The organism is Citrobacter sp. W9, assembly GCF_026719375.1.
Taxonomy (GTDB): domain Bacteria; phylum Pseudomonadota; class Gammaproteobacteria; order Enterobacterales; family Enterobacteriaceae; genus Citrobacter; species Citrobacter werkmanii.
Window position 1 is genome coordinate 1 of sequence record NZ_JAPPTE010000025.1, and the last position, 18,682, is coordinate 18,682.

Sequence of the window (18,682 nt, forward strand, 5' to 3'; positions counted from 1 at the left end):
CGGGTCTGACGGCGCTTAGTGCTGAATTCACTATCGGCGAAGGTGAGTTGATGGCTCATGATGTCCCTCTGGGATGCGCTCCGGATGAATATGATGATCTCATATCAGGAACTTGTTCGCACCTTCCTTAGTGCGAACCCCTTTTTGGCGCTCAAATGTTATCGGAGTGGCAGTAATTCATTTTTAACTTGCAGGGTTAACGAATGAGCAATGACAAATTGGTTGTCTGCGGAATTGATATTGGATACAGCAATGTAAAAATTGCTGTAGGGGATTCAGCGGATGACAAACCCACAGTCAGTATTTATCCGGCCTACGCTACGAATGAGCCAGTAGATGATGTGCGGCTGGTAAAGCGTAGCTGCGAACATGAAGTGTTGGTGTACCCAGGAGGTAAAGAATGGCGGGCTTTTACCGAACGCCCCGATGCGCGTGAGCTGCATGACCGTTACCACATGACAGAAATGTACCTGGCACTATATCTGGCCTCACTGGATAAAATCACTGCTAAAGCAGGCAATGAAATCGACCTGGTAGTAACTGGTTTACCTGTCCGTCTTGCTAATGAAAGTGAACGCGCGAAACTGACTGCGAGGCTCACCGGTACGTTTACTATTGCGCCAGGAAAAACAGTGACTGTTAAAAAATGCCTCGTTCTTCAGCAGGGCGTTGGTGTCATCAATGACATCGTTAACAGACCGGGCCTTATCAGTCAGGAAGAATTAGAGAAGTCGACCATTCTCGTGGTTGACCCTGGCTTCTTCTCGATGGACTACATCGCCTTTAAGAGCGGAAGCAGGGTATCAGGCTCTTCAGGTTCATCATTAAAAGCAACCAGTGCAATTATCGAAAGCATTGTGAACCGCCTTAATGCCGATAACCCGGAAGAGCGAATTGATGATCTACCAGAAATTATTGAAATCGCTCTCCGTAACAATGAGCAGTCTTTCTTTAATGGGTTCCGCCACATTTCCCTACGTCCTCTGCTTGAAGAAGCTATTCCCTCCATCGCCAGTGATGTAGTCAAAGAGTTGCGAAAATCGACAAGGGTTCTCGGGCCAGTCCATATCATTGCAGCTGCCGGTGGTGGGACAAGGTTCTACGAACAGACCATACGAGAAGAATTCCCCCGAGCCAGGATCGTATCGAGCCCGTTGCCTGTTGCCAGTAATGCCATTGGTTTCTGGAACTATGGCGTTGACTTGATGCTTTACGGCGATGATTGAGCAAAGGGGGTTTCATGCAAGTTCGAGTGACGATTAATCCAATACTGTTTCCAGAGCTGATTAATTATCTGGAATCAAAACAGTCTGGCCAGCGCAGCAGTTCACTATTGGCGCTGGCAAACCGAGCATTGCTAGCAGGTGACAGTTTTATACCCGGTATCGTCCGTGAGACTTCAAAAAAACGTAAATCAGAACAGAAGAAATCAGTCCGTGGGCCGAATACAGAAAATGAGACTGGTCTGATGACTAGTCAGAGAGACGGCCACTTACCCAAAGTAAATGAGGACACTGAACCAAAATTTCGTCACGTGGTTAGCAACGATATAGTCAATACAGGCCCGCCATTTTGTGTGGGCAGTGATATTCAAGAGTTCGAAGTTAAAGATGACCAGTTATCGACGGCGAACCTTACCAGTAAGCCTGAGATTGCTGGAAAAATACCGGATCCCAATCCTGGAGATAAATCGGGCGTTGGGGAGACAGGCGACAATCAAGATAGCGGCGTTAATGAAAAGGTTACACCAAGGCGTGTTCGCATAAGTTGATGCCGTTGTAGGGTTTGTGGGGAGGGGAAATGCAGATAGCAACGAAGAGTTTGGTGCTCGCTTTACTATGTGCTGCTTACTGCACGAGTACGAACGCCAGGCTTGTAGATCTTCGTGGCACTTCTTGGGAAAAGCATTCCCAGAAAGAGTGTGGCCTCGATCCGTACCTTCTCTACGCGGTGGCACTCACCGAGAGTAAAAATAATGCAGGAACCAAGGGGTATGTTGTTCCCAGCCCCTGGGCATTGAACAACTATGTTTATGGGTCGTATTACCCGACAAGTTATGAAGATGCAAAGAGAGCGCTAGCCCGCTATCTCTCAGCCACTCCGGTAACAGATATTGGAATCGTTCAAATTAATTTTCGTTGGAACGGACAGTATGTTAACCATCCTGAAGAACTCCTGGATGTCGATACAAACATCCGAATCGGGGCAAAGACTTTGTGTGCAGCCATCAAAGCTAACCCTGGCGATATAGAACTGGCGATAGGTGGATACAACACTCAAAACCCTAAGTTGGAAGGCAAGGCTCGTGAATATGGTCAGCGCGTATTACGCGTATGGAAGAGGCTTATCGAAAATGATTAATCAAAATTTGTATTTTCTACAGACTGCCATCTCAATTATTACCCGTGCGCAATCGTTGTATAAAAGCCCTTTTGAGTTAGCAGAAGGAGACCGGGAATTTTTGATAGAGAAATCTAATCAGGCCAAGCTCGCTTTATCGATGGAGAAGTATGACTTGCCCATCTTTAATATCTGTCATGATCCCGAGCGCAAGATATCTACTGAGGTAGAAAAATTCGTTCGTCATGACTCATACATCCTACGGCTTGCCCTGCTGGTATTCAGTGTTCGTGTTTTCATTAATACGGGGACTGTTGCCCAAACGTTCTACTGGTTTGATAATGAAAAAACCGTACAGCTTGTCGAACGTATGGATGATGCACAAACAATCGATGCAATCATAACCGGCAAAATATATTTTAAACCTATTCGTCCATTTGCCGATTTAGTAGATTGTGACTTCAGTACAGTTATTGGAGCCCCCAACCCAACCTTAGAATTAACAGGTTACTTACAGTCGCGCTATTCTCATTGGAGTAATTGATTATGAAGGCTGCTCTTGTCCGGGATGAAGATAAATTTGCTTTAACACAGAAAATGGTAAAATTAGGATTTCGTAGAAAGATCATTGTGCATTCGCTTAATGCAAGTGACCGTGTTATTGATTTTTTGCGAAAAGAGTTCCATCTGAGTGATGTATCAATCGGACGACTTAAACATTCAGAGACGCTGCTCAATACGACACATAAAAAGGTTGAGGCAACCAATTTTATGAGCATCTATCTGCGTCGTTCGAAAGACCCAAACAACAGTGACAACATCGTTGATGTGGTGAGTGCGTTCGAAATCTACCGGGAACTAAACCTTAAATTCCGCCCGGAAGAAGCCTCGAAAATGATGATTGATGCCAACGAGGCCTGGACTCTTGCTCGTGATTTTCGAGCTGAAGAAATACGTATGGTAAGGTGTTACCGTTGCGATCTTTCATTTATTTCACCGCAGAGTTGTGACCGTCCACGGAAAAAACATATTTGTCCGTTCTGCTCTGATACAGAAGCTGAAAATGAAAGCTCGTAAGTGACTAAGTTAAATTTCATAAAAAAGCCCGTTTTAACGGGCTTTTTTATTGCCTGGATACTTCGTCACGTGAATGAGTCGGGTTAGTATTGAATAACAAACCTACTGGTGTCCCAAGGAAAATAAAATGAAGAAAATCTCTGGTCTTGCTTTGGTATCGCTGATGTTAGTTGGTTGCGCGGCTTCTCAACCACCAGCTATGCCGGTTGACAGCAATCCATCTGATGCTTTGAAATTTGCCCGAGCGATGGATTTACGTCAGATCACCGATGCTGGCGATCAATACCTTATCTATAACGGTTTCGCGTCCAATGGGCAGCTTGTCCCTCTCAAAACCCCGGTTAAGGCTGGTGAAAAAGGTGTAACCAACCTGGGAGGTAATGGAGTGGCCGATGTGGCTGCGGGCTTCGCGACACACACATCTTTCATCCCTGTGCTGTCTGTTTTAACGGCCCAACAGCCTACTGCTATTGTTGATGGCGTGGTGCGTGTCGCGTCATGGAACGGTAAATCTCAGGAAGATAATGAGCGTGAGGTCAATGCGATTTTCTGGAAAACACTAACCCGGATGGATGGATACAAAGTTGGTGGGATGTGTGAGGGGAAAGGCGGTGCTGTTGAAAATGCAGTTCGTCGGAAAGCGACGAACGGTGATTGGGTATCGTATGCTGATATAGCTCCAACGTTGCCGAAACCACCTATCAGCACCAGCGGTCAGGTGACATTCATTATCGGTAATGACTGCTTCAACCTCTATGCAACACGAGCCTCTAACGTAGGTCTGGTTAAAGAAATGAGTAAAGAACTGGGTGCTCAGCGGGCTCTGTTCTTACCAGGCTCTCCTGAACATGAACCAATGGTATTCAGTGACGGTAAGCAATACCTGTTCAGAAAGTAAAAAAAAAGCCCCGACATAAAGTCGGGGCTTCTTATCCTGCAAAGCTATTGAGTTTTCAAAACAGCCTCTGTGCTAGATTTCGCCGCATCAACATCGATACTGTCAACACCGCTCTGGAATCGCTCCAGGGAGTTCTGGCGAGATCCATCTATATTCAATACGTTTCCTTTACCGGTTATCTTATCCAGATTTATTTCCGACGCTTTAGGTAAAAGTTTCGCCTCGTAAAGTGAACCAATCCACTCTGACAAATCGAGTTTGTTAAAATCAATCCGTCCAAATTCTTCTAACGTCAGTGGTCGACAATCCGGGTTCTTTTTATCCCCCCAGCCGATACCTAACATTGGTCTCCCTTGTTCCTGAATGATGCGACCAATCTGAGAATCAAACGTGCAATAACTTGACCGTTTCTCGATACAGACACCCAGAAACTTTGTTTCACACCAGCTGGATATATGCACGGCCAATTTTGTTTCTTTCTTAACGGCAAGCTTAAATTCATCAGGAGTACAAGCCCAGATGATGTTGACCAGTATATTAGCAATCTGGTACGCCATGTAAGCATATCCAACCACGGATATTGCCGAAACAATAGTTGACGACAATTGAACAGATGTAGCCAGGCCAGACGATGTTACGGCTGCGCCACCGCCAGAGGCCGCACTTTCAAATATCAGATTCGTCGCAGCAGGGCCGAAGGTATCAAGAGTCCATTGAGCAACTTGTTTCGTCAGCGCTCCTATAGCCTGATTCATCAAACCGGACAAACCTGCTTCTGTAGCTTGCTGAGCCGCTTCAGTACCTGCCGACCCAACCAGACTGTTGAAAGCGGAAATAGCTGGTCGAGTTATTGTATCGATGGCATTAGTCATAAGTTCGGAACCCATGTCAAAAATACCTTTTCCCTGTTCGAACATACCGGCTTTTACAGAGACAGCATCAGCAATTTTTAGAGTGTAGTAGGACAACTGCAAATACTGAATCCAGCTGACATCTACGGGCTGATCACAACAATCCACCCATCCCCCCATCGCCGATTTACATTGTGCAGACTCACCTTTAAAAAGAGTGCAGGAACGGTTGGTTTCGTCAGTATCATCGCCACACTTCATTTCATTCAATGCGTAAGTTGCGGCCTGAAGAGTTGCAACTGCTTTGTTGAAATCGCCGCTTGGTTCAGCAGAAGGCTGTAGGCAAGACCCATTAAGGCATTGCACAGCGCCAGGACAAGTATAGGTATCGGTGGAGGAGGTATTGGGTACAACGACATCCGTTCCGCAATCCCATACCTCGGTTGCCTGCCAGCACCCATTTTTGTCACCCTCCGCACCTGTTATGCAAGTGGACTTAATGAATTTACATGCAGTGTTTGCATCGTACTGCTTGCAAGTATTGTTAACGCCACCGTCGGTTCCGCAGTTGGAAACTACCGTTGCAGACTTACAGAAAGGTGAGAGACCTCCGATCGGCGGCTTAGCAAGCTGGTTTTCGCAGATACGTGCGCCATTTATGGTTGCGCACCCATTTGCATCAGGAATGACTGTCTCGCGGCAGGTTACCGTGTAATTCTGGCAATACCCGGCGTTGATGGCCTTCAGCAACGTATCGAATTGTTCAGGTTTATCAACAGTCCAGGCGTTATCCGAGATAATTTTGTTTGGGTCAAAGTAAATATAAATGAGAGCATAACCTTCGCCGCTGCCAGTCACTGACACACGGTTTTTGAAATTAAGAACGCCATTTTGGGGGGTATTTCGGATTTGTGCTGTTACATCTACATTAATCGACTGATCCCAGCTTGTTTTTAATTCACAGGCTCCTGATGTCTCTGGCGGGAAGACGTTTAAACCTTTTGGCCCTGCCCAAACCAAACTACCCCTATCTGTACCACCGACATAAATCTGCATGTAATCATCCCATTTAGCCCTGATGATCTTGGCGCTGGTAACTGCCTGGGGATTGTAGACAGTGACGGCCATTGCCTGTTCAAATATTGTGCAGTTGCCGTCCCAGTAGTTATCACCGACAGTCCCGAGCCAGAGTTCGATGCAGTTAGTGCCGCAAGAACCGATGTTCGCCGCGCCACTATAATGCGAGAGCATACCGGCAACGTAAGGATGGTAGAGGGTGAATGTGCCGCTGACACTTGTGGTACGGGTACATTCGCGATAATCAGGGATATGGTTGACGGTGTCCTTATTCGTCATGGTCTTGGTCATAGAACAATCACCAAGATCTTGCATGTACTTATCCTGATTCTCCAGGAAGTCTTTATGGCCATCAAAGATGGAATCATCAGGTTTAATGTTTGCTGTAGTTTTCGTTGAGCCCACCAGCGTTCGGTAAGCTTCGCCGCGCAGTGAATTTTCGGTTTTCAGATTGGCGTTGGTTGTATTGCCCAGTTTTAGCGTGTTGCTGTCATCTCCGTAGGTTCCTTTCAGGCTATCCAGTGAAGTTGATGAACCTTGATTTGGATAAGCAGAGTTCAAATCAACGGCCTGGCCTTTTCCATACTGAACCGTACCATTTGACGTAGCTGAAACTTGCGGCAGTGTTTTATAGAAATTAGTGGCAGATGTAACGTTTTCCTGGGTCGTTGCTGAAAAGGCATACGGCACGTAGGATACAACACCAAGGTGACATAACATCGTTATTGTGCAGAGTGGTCTGTAAAACCATTTTTTGCGGAAAAGGTTTTTCATTCTATGATCACCTTTGTCGTGGTTACTGATTATGAAATCAGAGATCTCGGTAACTAAATTTCGTCAGCCAGCATTTCTATGCGAAGCTACTAAAATGAAGGATTAAGCAGGCAGCGTATTAAACAGACTGGTTTCAGACAATAAAGAAGGACGGCAAAACGAGGGTGTTTTCAGCGTCTTGAATATTACCGACTGGAGGTACTTATGGACATGTTTGGTATTACTGGCCTTATCCCATTATCGGGGCCAAGCGATTCAGATTATGGTGGTGGAAATGGTAAGAGGGGACGTGGAAAAAATGGCAGAACGTTCAAGAGCAAATGTGAGCGTATGTGGGAGTTTTATATTCTGCTCTATTCTTTACTGAGCCTTCCTGTCGTATACATGTTCGTGACCACATAAGAGCCCTGCAAGATTGCAGGGCTTTATTGCGAATCACTTACTCGATGAAATTATCATGTCGTCATTTCCACCACTATGACCTCCATTGTTCTCTTTATTACGTGGATGCACAGGTACATACTCCTGATGCGACTGGGTTGCACGTGCAGGTGGCGGATCACTGAACATTGTACCTCCGTTATTTGAATCACTATGACCACCAGCGCCTTGGGTATTAATGTTTGTTGTCTCAGACCCACCATAGTTTGAGTTCTGGTTTAAACCATTATGACCTTCAGCACCTTGGGCATTAACGGTCATTGTCTCAGCCTCGCCGTATCCCTGGTTGTGGGTTCCCATCGCGTAAGGGACGCCATCACCCACAGCAGAACCTCCATTTGATGCCTGATGCATCCCTCCAAGGTTGTTGGCCATGCCACCGGTGTTGTATTCGTGGGTTTGGCGATCGGTATTCAGTGCAGTAGTAGCCTGTTGAATAATGGAGCCATCATTGGCTGAACGGTCTAAACCGGCATTATCAATACGGGCTGCAATACCACGGGCAAGAGCAGTATTTCCGCCCATAACCGTTCCATTGTCATTTTCACCACCCGTCGCGAGTTGAATACGTGCCATCATGTCACTGCGGGCCTGGGAAAGTTGTTGCTCAGACGCTCCAGCTTTAGTCATGGCGTAGTAGTTCACAATAGAATCTCGCGCCGCTTCGCGGTTTGCATCTCCACCAAGCGGAATTTCCCCAGCGATGGTTCTGGCCTGATCATGTACCTGTTCATATACCGGGCTTTCTTTGAACGCATTACTGACATGAGAAACGAGTTTATTAAAATCGCCAGTAATACCGCCAAGATTATAGTGGTTGTTTTCGAAATCATTTGCGGCGGTGTTACCCGCTTTCGTCATGACTTCACCCTCATTTCCCTTGTGAATTTGCTCAACTGCACCGCTATTCTGTCCCCCGACAGTATTAACCTGGCCTTGCCCATAACCATCAGACGATGACGCATGTGCTTCACCAAGCGCTCCGTAAGATCGGCCTGTTACTGCATTAACGGAGTTGCCAACGTCCGCTGCACCAGCAACTGCGCGGCCACCAGCGCTTTCAGCTCCACCACTCACGCCACGGTATTGCTCAGATGCAGTTGTCGTCAGTACTGGGCTGGAATCAGCGTTAATGAACCCGGCTTTGGCAGCTACTGCACCGGCAACACCAAGTTCACTGGCTGCTTTGAATTGAGCAAAGGTATGCGCGTCTTCGTGAGTCATACCTAAAGAGGTCAGGCTCGCTGCATCACCGGCGATTTTGCTGGACAGTTCCGGGTGCGCCGCGAGGGTTTGAGTCAATGTTGCTTGTGCATCATGATTACGACCAATGGCTGTAGCAAGTTGCGCAGCATTCATTGTCTGGCCCATTGAGGTACTTGAAACGAAGGAGTTTGCTTCCTGGAAGTTCTTTTGTGCGGACTGCATTCTTTGATTTGCCTCAGCAAAAGAACGAGTCGATTGAGAACTCTCACCTTCTTGCGATAAGGACTGGTACATCGCACTTGCTGCGGTATTGACGATGCGTGACTGGGTCGCACTGTCTATTTTGTGCGACGAGGCGCTGTCTGTAGAACCGTACTTAGCACTGTTGTCATTACTCAGGCCACTGCTTTCTGCCTCTGAACGTGACATTCCACCTTTAACACCAACACCAGCACTTGAACTTCCCGCACCGCCACCGACACTCACATCACCTTTGGCGATAGAGACAAGCGCCTGCATATCAGAAATACCTTGTTCTTTAGCCACAGAACTGACAAGGGCACGATCTGAGCTGCTCAGGCTGGCAAATGCTGCATTGGAAGCGTCACTATAAACTTGCGAATGTCCACCAGAATTCATGTTACTGGCCACCTGGCTAATCATTGCTCCAGATTGGGCAGTCAAGGAACTGGATGCTGAATCTAGTTCTTGCTTAGCGCTGGACAGGTTGTGAGTAGCGACCTTTTTCATGTCAATGGCAGGGAGAGTGCCAGAAGACCCACCCATGATAGTTCCTTGTGTTGGGTTAAATTCAACATCGGAACCACGACTGTTTATCGCAGGAGCGTTGGTGACATCAGGTGCGAGAGTTTTAGTATCGGCAGCTGAAGGTGCTGCTGCTGAGCTTGCAAGAGAGTTAAAGGCAACAGAACTGCCCCAGACAATGAATCCACCCAGGGCCGGGATCATCGCGTATAAATTACCAGCAAGACCTATACTTTTTTGAGTCTCAAACAGGAGCTGATAAAGCTGAGCAAAGCTAAGTCCGCCAGAACCCGAACTGACAAGAATTTGGCTTGACGTATCACGGATACTGTTTAACACATACATGTTGACGACCGCTGCGAGGGGAAGCCAAGTCCATGTCCAGATGATAACGAGGAAGTACTTCATCACCAGTCGCAAACCCATAATACCCAGACCGAAAAGGAAGGCCATAAATGGTGCGAGTGCGTATATTATTCCCTGGAAAATCGGCATAAATGAACCCATCCAGCTCAAGAATGATGAACCAGAAGAAGACCATTGGAATGCCTGTTGAGTCATGGTTTGGGCGCGAGTTACAGCAGCAGTACCACGAAATGAGCTTTCGAGTCCGTACATTGGCAGTTCCCTGAAATGAGGGTACATGACCAACATCAATTGGAAATCACGAATATCAGTGCCACTTATGTTGAAGAAATTCAGTACTTCCTGGGCTTTTCCTGAACCTGAGCATGGCGCACCACCGCAAGTGCGCCCGGATGCGGTATAAGAGCTGGCAAAAGCTGAGTCCAGGCTAGAAGCGTTCTGGGTAGCGAGTCCTTTAAGTTTCGTGTACGCGTCAGAACAGGTATAAAGTGAGCCCCCATTTGAAGATTCTTCAGTACTGGTAGACCAGCCGCTACGTACATTGTCGTAAATAACAACCCGCTGGAAGGAATCGTTCGAGGCTAGCCCTGATACACCTTGATTAGAGCGATACATTGAAGCAAAGGTTTTAGACCCACGAATAATATCGTTGCCTACGCAGTTCTTCACATAGTTTGAAACGCTTGCGTCCAGATCACCGTAAGCACCAGTTTGACCCGTCCAGCGCATTGGCGTTTTCAATGTGTCGTATAAAGTGGCCAGAGTGAAAAGGGGATCCAGAGACCCATACTCAGTCATGCTTGGGACAGAAAATGCCTGCTCCATCTTCTCGGTAGTTGCATACCCAACAGTAGACAGTACAGATGCGGCAACGGCTAATCCCGCTGGTACATTATCAACAGCACGAAACTTACCCGTTGTAACATCTTCAATGTTGGTGCGCATCGATACACTGAAAAACAGGTAATACATCACGACGGCCACACACATATGAGAAAGGGATAATGATTTCCCGGCTGATATAGCAGCAGCAAGCACGACACAAATTACACCAATGAGTGCTGAAATCCTAAACAAGGATCCGTAAGTGCCATCATTCAATAACATGGCAACGGAATTGAATATATTATAAATAAATTCAATGTTGCCAACAGTATATACGTTCCATTCACTCATATTAAGTTACCTTGTTAGAGCGAGCCATCAAGAGAACCTTCAGATTCATAATGAACCTGCGGAAGCGTTGTCATATAGTTGCTGAATGATTCAGGTATACGGGCCTCGCCACCATAACGGGATATCATGGCGTTATAGGAGACATACAGATTTTGCCTTGCCTTTTCGATTAGCTCTCCAGCATCCTTATAATAAACTGACGCCGATTTATCATTTTCCTGCTGGAGCCGTGCGCCGGTCGCAGCAGCCGTAAGCATTTCGCTGAGGTAGTTATAAGCAGCTGAATAGGCTATGACAGGAGATAGTTCACGTATATAGGAATAAGATGCGGCTAAATCATGACGTGCAATTTGAGTCGCTTTACTGGTAGCACCAGCTACGTTGTAGTAGTTTGCTTGCCGTAATTTAGCATCCCCAGGGTTTGAACCAGTTCTGGCCGAGCTCAAATATCCGTTATCGATAAAGAAGAGTGTGATATTGGCAGCGAGACCTTTAATTATTTTGGTCTGTTTTTTGGGATTCTCACAAGTACTAGTCTGACCTGAACAAGACCAGAAATCGAAACTATCATCACCATTTATAAAAGAATCCAGGACATTTGAAGTTGCGAGTGGAGCAATCCTAACCACACTCTTTTTAGCTGACCCATCTTTATCTGTACCCAACTGGCTACCGACGATGATGGTGCCGGTCATAGACATAATAAGTTCTTTTTGCTCATCTTCGGAGCCGATGAATTGATTACTAAAGCTACCATTCTGGAGCAAACACCACACAATGTTACCGTAATCGTCACATGCCTTTCTTTTCCCTGCCTCTTGTTTTTGTACGTCGGGTGCTTTACCACCACCCATATTGCCCCACATGGCTTTAAATTGGTCTGAGAGGCCATCAGAGGACAGCTGAGAAGATACAGCAGCCTTTGCACTGTCACCAAATGCAGAGGCAGTGTCGACTAACAACCCCTTCGCTAACTGACACGAATTTGCGGTCAGATCGTTCATCTGCTGGATGATTGCCTGCATTTTCGAAATAGCATTATCCAGAACGGCATCCATAGCGTTCAGGGCCAACTGGAAAGCTAGACCGGCAGCATTAGAAGCAATATTACGTAGCATCTGGACGAACTGATCAGCGTTGATGAACGAGAATGACCCGCCGAAAAGGTCTATCCCTCCACATCCTCCCGACGCAGAAGGGAGACTAATACTAATAGGTGTCAATGTACGGAGCTTATTACGTAGAACAAATCCGCCACCGGTATATCCATCACGTGTAACGCTCTGATAATCACCGGGAGCTGTAACATTCGACATAGAGCCGAACATACTGTCTAGCTGAGTACTAATGCTGGTGGCCTCGCATTGAAAAGCTGTCAACCCGGAGAGGCAGATAGAAATTGCAAGAATGTTTCTACGGAATACATTCTTTATATTATAGTTGCGCGAAATCTTCATTTTTCCCCCGGGTTATTAGCATTTGGGTTAGGTGTCGAACCGTAGCCAGCTTTAGCTTGTATATATTTGATAAACTCATCAGGTTGTTGAGTTAGGTCTTTAGGCATGTCATTCAGAATGTTTGAGTCGATATAGCCGGTATCGTTATATGGCAAGGTGCTCTTATATTGCTGGTCAGAAATGATCCCTGCATCGTGGGCAATAAGGACTGTTCTTGAAATTAACTGGTCTGCACTGATAGGCCCAAATGAGACAATGCGTGTTGTAGATGGCGGGATTGCCAGAGCTATCGCAGGTGCGTTTGATATTTGGAGCTTTGATGCCTGGCCAGAATCAGGCCTCCAGTCCGGGTAAATATTCCCTGGAAGAGGTTTACCATCAAGTGAAATTGGGATGACCTTCATGTCTGTCATGAAACTAAACGTATTCATAACAGAAGCTTGCTTTACGCATATGGAGCAGTTTTCCCCACGGAAGAAGAAAAACAATCCTGCTTTTGTCGCTACGTCTTTTATGACCGTTCTCGAATTGTTTTCAGCTTCATTCGATTGATCCATTGCCCCAAATGTTGAGGTTGAGCGGCGGCTATTCTCATCTATGAGGGGGTCGGTAGAAGTAACCAACCTAGCCATATCAGTAAAGCGGCTGGCTTTATCCAGCATAATGCGTTGGGCCAGAAAATATGCCCTAACGTTTTCTTGGGTAGGATTGTCGATGGCCTGGTTGCGTAGTTTCTGAATGTTTTCATTAAACCAGGCTACGGTGAACGGAGCCGGGCCGGGCTTTTCAGTTGCGGCAGGTTCTGGAGTCGACTCCATAGGTGTTTGAGCAACCTGTTTAGGCGTTTCTTGAGGCGGTAAAGTCGGCGGAGGAGGTAACTTCACTGGCTTTTTCTTCACTGGCTCAGGTGGCGATTTACGCCAGAACCAACCTTCCTCTTTTCCATTCAGAAATGCCTGACCACCAGCGAGGTCGTCACTGGTGGTCTGAGGGGATTGAGACGTTGGGGTGTTACCCTCATCCGCAAGAACTGAGGTAGAAAAAGCAAATCCCACTAGCAGGGGAATAATGATTTTAGTTAAAAATTGATATTTCATCGGAATTACCCTCGGAAATTATTCTTGCGATAGACTCCGTCCAGAAAAAGCTATTTTTTCCACTAAAGACCCTTGCACTTTCAAGTTGGCGAGTTAATGCATAATGCCTATATCTGACCTGTCCTATACGTTTGGCTACACTATCCGACTTAACACCAATTTCGGAGCAAGCCTCATCGAGAGTCATGCGTGTTCCATATTTACGCAACAGCTCATCAGTAACTATGTTCTTAGGGTCGTCGTTAACTAATACCGCAGGGATTTTGTGTGCTGGCATAAGCATTGCCCTGTTATGAGAACATTTAAGTGTCTTCATAAAACTCCCTTATCAGAAATACGGACGGCATTACGATTAGTTTGCCATATGGGTTAAAATAACAAGTTCAAAAATGGCAACGTTTTGACTGTAAAAATCAAAAGTAATTTTCATGTGCATCCGTTTTGTTTACATGATTTGAAATCAGCAAATACAAAAAAACCCAGTCCGAAGACTGGGTTTTTCTGTGTTAGCTAATTAAAAGAATTAGATGCTTTAAAGACCAAAGTTATCTTTAAAATGGCCTTGGTTCTTCCAGGATGAATTCTCCATCACACAGCATTCAAATACTGTATTCAGGCCGTCATCTGGAAATTTAAGGGCATCGTTGCCTATACGAATGATGTTACCGATGAGTTCACGGGCTAACTGAGAATTACGCAAGAAACGCGTAAAGAACTCATTGCTGATATGTTTGCCCAGGTTATAAGCAAATTCAAGCAACGTTGCATCGTTAGCAGTCAGCACCGCACCAGATTCAGATGCGTAATAAAAAACATTCTCTTGGCAACCGAGGTTTTTCATTGCGCGGAGAAACAACATTTCTCCTTCCATATCCATAAGGCGAAAAATTATATCAATATCAGATTCATCGTTTACGACAGCACCGACAGCATCATAAAGTACGGCAGCGGGAGCTTGTTCAAACTCATCACGTTCGTAATTCATCAACATACGGTTTTGTGCGTTATTAAAGCTATCAATATGATCTGATTTAGCAGTAGTTGAAGTATACATGAGTGACTCCTTAGAAATTTTCTACCAGACAGTTTGTTCTTTCATGAAGTCAGCCTCATTCGCTATAAAGCGTTTTGCTTCATTCATCGCCGCATCGAAATGTTTATTACCCAACTTACGTCCTAGATCAGTTATCTGTTCAACAAGAAGAGCACATTCAGGGTGAGTAAATCGTCCACCACCTTGGCAGTAAGTTAAACGAGTAACCAGCATTAATGCCTTCGACTCATTTTGTGTTACATGAAAGATGGTTTTCTGAGTTCCTATCCCTCGTTCGTTCAGAATATTAATGGTATCCATATCGGCGAGTAGTAACCTTAAGTCCTGCAAATCTCTATCGATTGAATGAGGTCGCAATGACATATCGCCAGACACAAAACCATAGATATCCTCGGTTTCAGAATGAAACATATATACCTCGATAAATTAAATGAATTAGAAGATACCCGGCTTACACCGCAATAGAGCATTAAATATCTGCTCACGAGCCTCAGAAGGATTTACTTGTTTTGCAATTCCTTCAATCCACTCATCAACCGGCAATCGGGTAAAATGATGGTCTGTATTGCGAATCCTGATTGCAATGACAGCCCAGTGAGCGAGAGCATACTGAATATAATGCTTATCGCCTTGTGCAACTTCACCGCGTATTCTGGCGGTGCGGTTGTTATACTCTATCAACGCGCAGCCACTCATACAGACTCCAGTTATTAATCTATATAGTTAAAAGACAATTCCATCATCAATCGCCGTCAGGCTTTCGATCTTTGAAATGTCGATGAAGTTAAATCGTCGTACATTGTTTGCAGTAATAATCCGACCGTCATTAAGCTGAATGATCTCACTTTCTTTATCAGAACGTGATGGCCATGAAGCGATAACAGAGTCTTCAGTAATTACATAATGCCGACTATTTGATATAAACAAAATGCATGGGATATCCATTAAATGAGACTCCAGACATTCAGTCTTTAAAGATTAAAATTCTGTAGTACCAATCCATACATCATTAATATATGCATCGGCCCCAAACTCAACACCACAAGGCTGTACTTTATCCAGGGTTTCGAACGTCCATCCTTCTTCAGGAGGCCATTGGAAAAGCAATGGCGCTCCATCCAAATATTTTATGGCGAGAACCCCATGACGAAGAGGTGCGAGGATATCTGTTTCACCGGGTCTCACTTTAACCCAATAATGAATCATGATGTCACCTTTATTGATTTACCCGAGGAATGAATTGGGTTTGGGTGGTTATATCAGACATGAGTTCATAAATCTTGTATGGCCACCAATTTGAATCCATATCACGGAAGAAATGAACCTCAGTGATATCGGGACACATCGGATGCCATAGGTTAAAAACCATAAGTTCAGATGCCTCAACCTCAATGAACTGATTGATTGAGGTTTTCCTGAACTCATTCGTGGAAATAAACCCTATTAGATCCTCCAATTGATTAAGCAATAAACCCGCTTGTAGCAGTTCAGAGGAACTATCGAAGTCATGTTTTAAAATATTCATGTTAGTCTCCAGCGTGGCACGAAAAAAACGCTGACCGAAGTCAGCGTTTGTATTATTACAGAGGTTTATTCTTAAGCGGCTTCGCAGCCTCTTTAGGATAAGTGTGATAAAACGCTTTTCTGTATTTTTCGTATCCAATACGTTGGGATGCAACATGTTCCATATTAGTGGGAGCAGTAAAGTGATGACACGCAATCAGTCTTGCTTGTTTTGCCAATTCACTTGACCACTCGTGCAGGATTTCCATCCGGGTTTCGAATGGATCAAGACCCGCTATTTTGCAGCAACTCGTAAATGAACATAAGTCTTCCTGATTTTCTTCCGAACAAATCCAGAGGATTTCATCCACACGCTGCTCACCAGTACTACGGTATGCAGTCATGATATATATACTATCCCGAATTATTTCGTAAGCCATCTTTGATGAAAAACGAAGTTCATAATTATGTTCTGAATCGGCTGATATCAGATCATATTCACTTTCAGTGGCATCGAAAATACTCATGAATGAGAGTTGATTTTCGTGAACCACTTTAGATTTTGCGGTTGCAGACATAATGATCACCTTTAAAATAAATTAAATTAATTTAGAAAGCTAAAACGGAAATTAAAATACAGATTAAGACATGAGAGCTTTACGGGTTACTTCAAAGAGTTTGCTACGTAAGGCAGAAACAGAACCGACAGAAACACCGGTATCACCAAAAAGACTTTTCATCATGCGGTCACTGGCATCACCGAAACCGATGCCAATAACGATGATGTCATCATCTTTAGCGCTTTGTATCATCGCTCGCGCAGAAGCCATATCATCAGGCTGGCCATCAGTTGCTATAACCAATACATGGCGATCCGCTTTAGCTGACGTCAGGTCTGCAAGTGCAGGCCATAACGATTCGCAAAGAGGAGTACAGCCTTGCGTACCAATACCAAACTGATGAGTTCCTATAGCTGTCCGTAAAGTTTGCTCCCGTCCTTTTAACAGACCTACGCTATTATGTGCGGCGTGTGGGAAATGGTATGCCGAGGTAGTTACCCCCTGAATACCATCGAGCGCATACAACATTGATACAACAGCGGCTTCAGCCTCTTTAACCGACCGGCTCATTGACCCGCTAGAGTCCAGCAGGATAGTAAAAGCAGAACTGACATCTACTGCCTTGGACTTATGTTTAAAAAGACGCGTATTGCCCAGCATGGCACTGGTAACCAGTCGAGAATCAAGCTTACGACCAGTTTCACGATGTGTTCTTCTCACCGCTCTTACACCCTGTAACAACCCATGAAGTGATTGGCGTAACCCGGTAGCCATCTGCACCCCTAAACTTACGGATGCATTACCGGTATCGTGCCGCTTCGCAGGTGCTACTGAATATGGAGTAGGTGAAACGATACGTTGATGCGGGGGTACTTTGTCTTTGATTAACTGATTGAGCTTATCTGAAGTGTTCTGTCCAGTACGGCCAAGGTCATTCGATGTGGTTCCTTCGAAAGGGTCTTTACCGCCCTGGGACATGTTAACGACAGAAGCTTCACCCGAAGCATTTGAGCCCGGTTGGGAAGCTCCGGCTTTGTTGTCACCAGAGTCGGAAGCAGGAGTATTACGATTAGCTGACGTTGACGATGAGTTATCGTTTTCATCATCGCTATCGTTTTGCCCATGTTCTTTATCTGGTGCGCCACCGGTATTACCATCAGGATCTGAAGAAGGCCCATTCTGACCGGCTGACGATGACGGCGAGCCGCCATTACCGCCTGAACTTACAGTCTGGACATCCCCATTTTTGTCAGAACTGTCGGATGACTGGCCCGGCTCTGACGAACTGTCATCGCCTTTGCTGTCACCATAATCAGCGCCCTGATTATCATCCTGCGGAGGTTCTTCTTGCTCATTAGTTTCGTTAAATGCATCTACTGCGAGGTCATATAACCGACATGCAACTTCAAACACCTTTTTAATCGAGGTTGCTTGTACTGCTTCAGCCATAACCGTCATAGCTTTGTCGTACAGCTCCAGCCCGAAGATGCGTTCAAAGTCTTCACGCACTTGCTTTGTTGGGATAGTTAAACCGTTGAAGCGGTTCAAACCACAAGTAAGCAGGGTATCCAGAAATACCGATGAAGCTTTATCACAGGATTCCGCTTCTTCACTGAACAAAAAATGATTCAGTGAATTGAGATACTTCAATGTACCTGGATAGCGACAACTCATCGCACGTTCAATGCGCAAATCTTCGCAAAGATTGACCAGGTGTCTAAGTACCTCAACGTTGTATTTATCCGACTCCATATGCTCTTGAATGAATATCTTAAGATCACCAAAATCAGTGAAACGGATATGTGCTGCTTCATGTACGGCATACCCTAATAACGGATTTGCCAACATTTCAGCGTCCTTGAAGAATGGAAGGTTAATAAGAAAACCAGCACCAGTCTCCGTAGCATATGCTTCATTGCCGCCAACAGAAACATTAAGACCAATCTGAGAGCTTAATGCACGTGCGACAATAGGAAGGGAATTATAAATACCCATATATACCTCACAATAAATTTAAATAGATTAATTAGAAAAAAGGCC

Annotated in this window: 19 protein-coding genes; 6 read left to right on the top strand and 13 right to left on the bottom strand. The window is 45.3% G+C overall.

The features are described from left to right. Nucleotides 1-203: 203 nt before the first annotated feature. The 6 genes from OOJ59_RS24030 to OOJ59_RS24055 all read left to right on the top strand — a co-directional run bounded on the left by OOJ59_RS24030 (nt 204) and on the right by OOJ59_RS24055 (nt 4,315). Nucleotides 204-1,226, top strand: coding sequence for a ParM/StbA family protein (locus tag OOJ59_RS24030; RefSeq protein WP_007372253.1), 1,023 nt, complete (start codon nt 204-206; stop codon nt 1,224-1,226). Nucleotides 1,227-1,240: 14 nt separating this feature from the next. Next, the gene (locus OOJ59_RS24035) at nt 1,241-1,771 is read left to right on the top strand and encodes a hypothetical protein (protein WP_016241570.1); all 531 of its coding nucleotides are present in this window, start codon (nt 1,241-1,243) and stop codon (nt 1,769-1,771) included. 29 nt (nt 1,772-1,800) lie between these two features. Then, nucleotides 1,801-2,361, top strand: a complete 561-nt coding sequence (locus OOJ59_RS24040) for a transglycosylase SLT domain-containing protein (RefSeq protein WP_016241571.1) — start codon at nt 1,801-1,803, stop codon at nt 2,359-2,361. Continuing rightward, nucleotides 2,354-2,884, top strand: coding sequence for a hypothetical protein (locus OOJ59_RS24045; RefSeq protein WP_016241572.1), 531 nt, complete (start codon nt 2,354-2,356; stop codon nt 2,882-2,884). Before OOJ59_RS24040 ends, OOJ59_RS24045 begins: the two co-directional genes overlap by 8 nt. Nucleotides 2,885-2,886: 2 nt before the next feature. Further along, on the top strand, nt 2,887-3,417 hold the full coding sequence (locus OOJ59_RS24050) for a FlhC family transcriptional regulator (protein ID WP_007372252.1): 531 nt from the start codon (nt 2,887-2,889) through the stop codon (nt 3,415-3,417). Nucleotides 3,418-3,544: 127 nt separating this feature from the next. Then, complete coding sequence (locus OOJ59_RS24055) at nt 3,545-4,315, top strand: hypothetical protein (RefSeq protein WP_007372251.1); 771 nt, start codon at nt 3,545-3,547, stop codon at nt 4,313-4,315. A 44-nt stretch (nt 4,316-4,359) separates the two neighbouring features. On the opposite strand, the gene traN is transcribed toward OOJ59_RS24055, so the two are convergent. The 13 genes from traN to OOJ59_RS24120 form a co-directional block, all read right to left on the bottom strand. Continuing rightward, nucleotides 4,360-7,017, bottom strand: coding sequence for a conjugal transfer mating pair stabilization protein TraN (gene traN / locus OOJ59_RS24060; RefSeq protein ID WP_007372250.1), 2,658 nt, complete (start codon nt 7,015-7,017; stop codon nt 4,360-4,362). 435 nt (nt 7,018-7,452) lie between these two features. Then, nucleotides 7,453-10,971, bottom strand: coding sequence for a conjugal transfer protein TraG N-terminal domain-containing protein (locus OOJ59_RS24065; RefSeq protein ID WP_007372249.1), 3,519 nt, complete (start codon nt 10,969-10,971; stop codon nt 7,453-7,455). Nucleotides 10,972-10,985: 14 nt separating this feature from the next. Next, on the bottom strand, nt 10,986-12,428 hold the full coding sequence (locus tag OOJ59_RS24070) for a conjugal transfer protein TraH (protein ID WP_009653894.1): 1,443 nt from the start codon (nt 12,426-12,428) through the stop codon (nt 10,986-10,988). Continuing rightward, the gene (gene traF / locus OOJ59_RS24075) at nt 12,425-13,525 is read right to left on the bottom strand and encodes a conjugal transfer protein TraF (RefSeq protein WP_007372246.1); all 1,101 of its coding nucleotides are present in this window, start codon (nt 13,523-13,525) and stop codon (nt 12,425-12,427) included. The genes OOJ59_RS24070 and traF overlap by 4 nt, the downstream gene beginning before the upstream one ends. Beyond that, complete coding sequence (locus tag OOJ59_RS24080) at nt 13,503-13,841, bottom strand: hypothetical protein (RefSeq protein WP_024196083.1); 339 nt, start codon at nt 13,839-13,841, stop codon at nt 13,503-13,505. Before OOJ59_RS24080 ends, traF begins: the two co-directional genes overlap by 23 nt. A gap of 216 nt (nt 13,842-14,057) precedes the next feature. Next, nucleotides 14,058-14,579 (bottom strand): hypothetical protein, encoded by a 522-nt coding sequence (locus OOJ59_RS24085; RefSeq protein ID WP_007372245.1) that lies wholly within the window; start codon nt 14,577-14,579, stop codon nt 14,058-14,060. Nucleotides 14,580-14,600: 21 nt separating this feature from the next. Next, complete coding sequence (locus OOJ59_RS24090) at nt 14,601-14,990, bottom strand: hypothetical protein (protein WP_016241575.1); 390 nt, start codon at nt 14,988-14,990, stop codon at nt 14,601-14,603. 24 nt (nt 14,991-15,014) lie between these two features. Continuing rightward, the gene (locus tag OOJ59_RS24095) at nt 15,015-15,275 is read right to left on the bottom strand and encodes a hypothetical protein (RefSeq protein ID WP_016241576.1); all 261 of its coding nucleotides are present in this window, start codon (nt 15,273-15,275) and stop codon (nt 15,015-15,017) included. Between the two features lie 27 nt (nt 15,276-15,302). Then, nucleotides 15,303-15,524 carry a hypothetical protein gene (locus tag OOJ59_RS24100; protein ID WP_007372244.1) on the bottom strand — a complete coding sequence of 74 codons (222 nt, stop codon included), beginning with the start codon at nt 15,522-15,524 and terminating at the stop codon, nt 15,303-15,305. Nucleotides 15,525-15,557: 33 nt separating this feature from the next. Next, on the bottom strand, nt 15,558-15,785 hold the full coding sequence (locus OOJ59_RS24105; RefSeq protein ID WP_016241577.1) for a hypothetical protein: 228 nt from the start codon (nt 15,783-15,785) through the stop codon (nt 15,558-15,560). 10 nt (nt 15,786-15,795) lie between these two features. Further along, nucleotides 15,796-16,104, bottom strand: a complete 309-nt coding sequence (locus tag OOJ59_RS24110) for a hypothetical protein (protein WP_016241578.1) — start codon at nt 16,102-16,104, stop codon at nt 15,796-15,798. A gap of 55 nt (nt 16,105-16,159) precedes the next feature. Next, nucleotides 16,160-16,660, bottom strand: a complete 501-nt coding sequence (locus OOJ59_RS24115) for a hypothetical protein (RefSeq protein ID WP_016241579.1) — start codon at nt 16,658-16,660, stop codon at nt 16,160-16,162. A 63-nt stretch (nt 16,661-16,723) separates the two neighbouring features. Further along, complete coding sequence (locus tag OOJ59_RS24120) at nt 16,724-18,637, bottom strand: VWA domain-containing protein (RefSeq protein ID WP_048242086.1); 1,914 nt, start codon at nt 18,635-18,637, stop codon at nt 16,724-16,726. Nucleotides 18,638-18,682 lie beyond the last annotated feature (45 nt).

Coding starts and splice junctions, on each gene's coding strand:
- OOJ59_RS24030 (WP_007372253.1), top strand. CDS start 204: ATGAGCAATGACAAATTGGTTGTCTGCGGAATTGATATTGGATACAGC.
- OOJ59_RS24035 (WP_016241570.1), top strand. CDS start 1,241: ATGCAAGTTCGAGTGACGATTAATCCAATACTGTTTCCAGAGCTGATT.
- OOJ59_RS24040 (WP_016241571.1), top strand. CDS start 1,801: ATGCAGATAGCAACGAAGAGTTTGGTGCTCGCTTTACTATGTGCTGCT.
- OOJ59_RS24045 (WP_016241572.1), top strand. CDS start 2,354: ATGATTAATCAAAATTTGTATTTTCTACAGACTGCCATCTCAATTATT.
- OOJ59_RS24050 (WP_007372252.1), top strand. CDS start 2,887: ATGAAGGCTGCTCTTGTCCGGGATGAAGATAAATTTGCTTTAACACAG.
- OOJ59_RS24055 (WP_007372251.1), top strand. CDS start 3,545: ATGAAGAAAATCTCTGGTCTTGCTTTGGTATCGCTGATGTTAGTTGGT.
- traN (WP_007372250.1), bottom strand. CDS start 7,017: ATGAAAAACCTTTTCCGCAAAAAATGGTTTTACAGACCACTCTGCACA.
- OOJ59_RS24065 (WP_007372249.1), bottom strand. CDS start 10,971: ATGAGTGAATGGAACGTATATACTGTTGGCAACATTGAATTTATTTAT.
- OOJ59_RS24070 (WP_009653894.1), bottom strand. CDS start 12,428: ATGAAGATTTCGCGCAACTATAATATAAAGAATGTATTCCGTAGAAAC.
- traF (WP_007372246.1), bottom strand. CDS start 13,525: ATGAAATATCAATTTTTAACTAAAATCATTATTCCCCTGCTAGTGGGA.
- OOJ59_RS24080 (WP_024196083.1), bottom strand. CDS start 13,841: ATGAAGACACTTAAATGTTCTCATAACAGGGCAATGCTTATGCCAGCA.
- OOJ59_RS24085 (WP_007372245.1), bottom strand. CDS start 14,579: ATGTATACTTCAACTACTGCTAAATCAGATCATATTGATAGCTTTAAT.
- OOJ59_RS24090 (WP_016241575.1), bottom strand. CDS start 14,990: ATGTTTCATTCTGAAACCGAGGATATCTATGGTTTTGTGTCTGGCGAT.
- OOJ59_RS24095 (WP_016241576.1), bottom strand. CDS start 15,275: ATGAGTGGCTGCGCGTTGATAGAGTATAACAACCGCACCGCCAGAATA.
- OOJ59_RS24100 (WP_007372244.1), bottom strand. CDS start 15,524: ATGGATATCCCATGCATTTTGTTTATATCAAATAGTCGGCATTATGTA.
- OOJ59_RS24105 (WP_016241577.1), bottom strand. CDS start 15,785: ATGATTCATTATTGGGTTAAAGTGAGACCCGGTGAAACAGATATCCTC.
- OOJ59_RS24110 (WP_016241578.1), bottom strand. CDS start 16,104: ATGAATATTTTAAAACATGACTTCGATAGTTCCTCTGAACTGCTACAA.
- OOJ59_RS24115 (WP_016241579.1), bottom strand. CDS start 16,660: ATGTCTGCAACCGCAAAATCTAAAGTGGTTCACGAAAATCAACTCTCA.
- OOJ59_RS24120 (WP_048242086.1), bottom strand. CDS start 18,637: ATGGGTATTTATAATTCCCTTCCTATTGTCGCACGTGCATTAAGCTCT.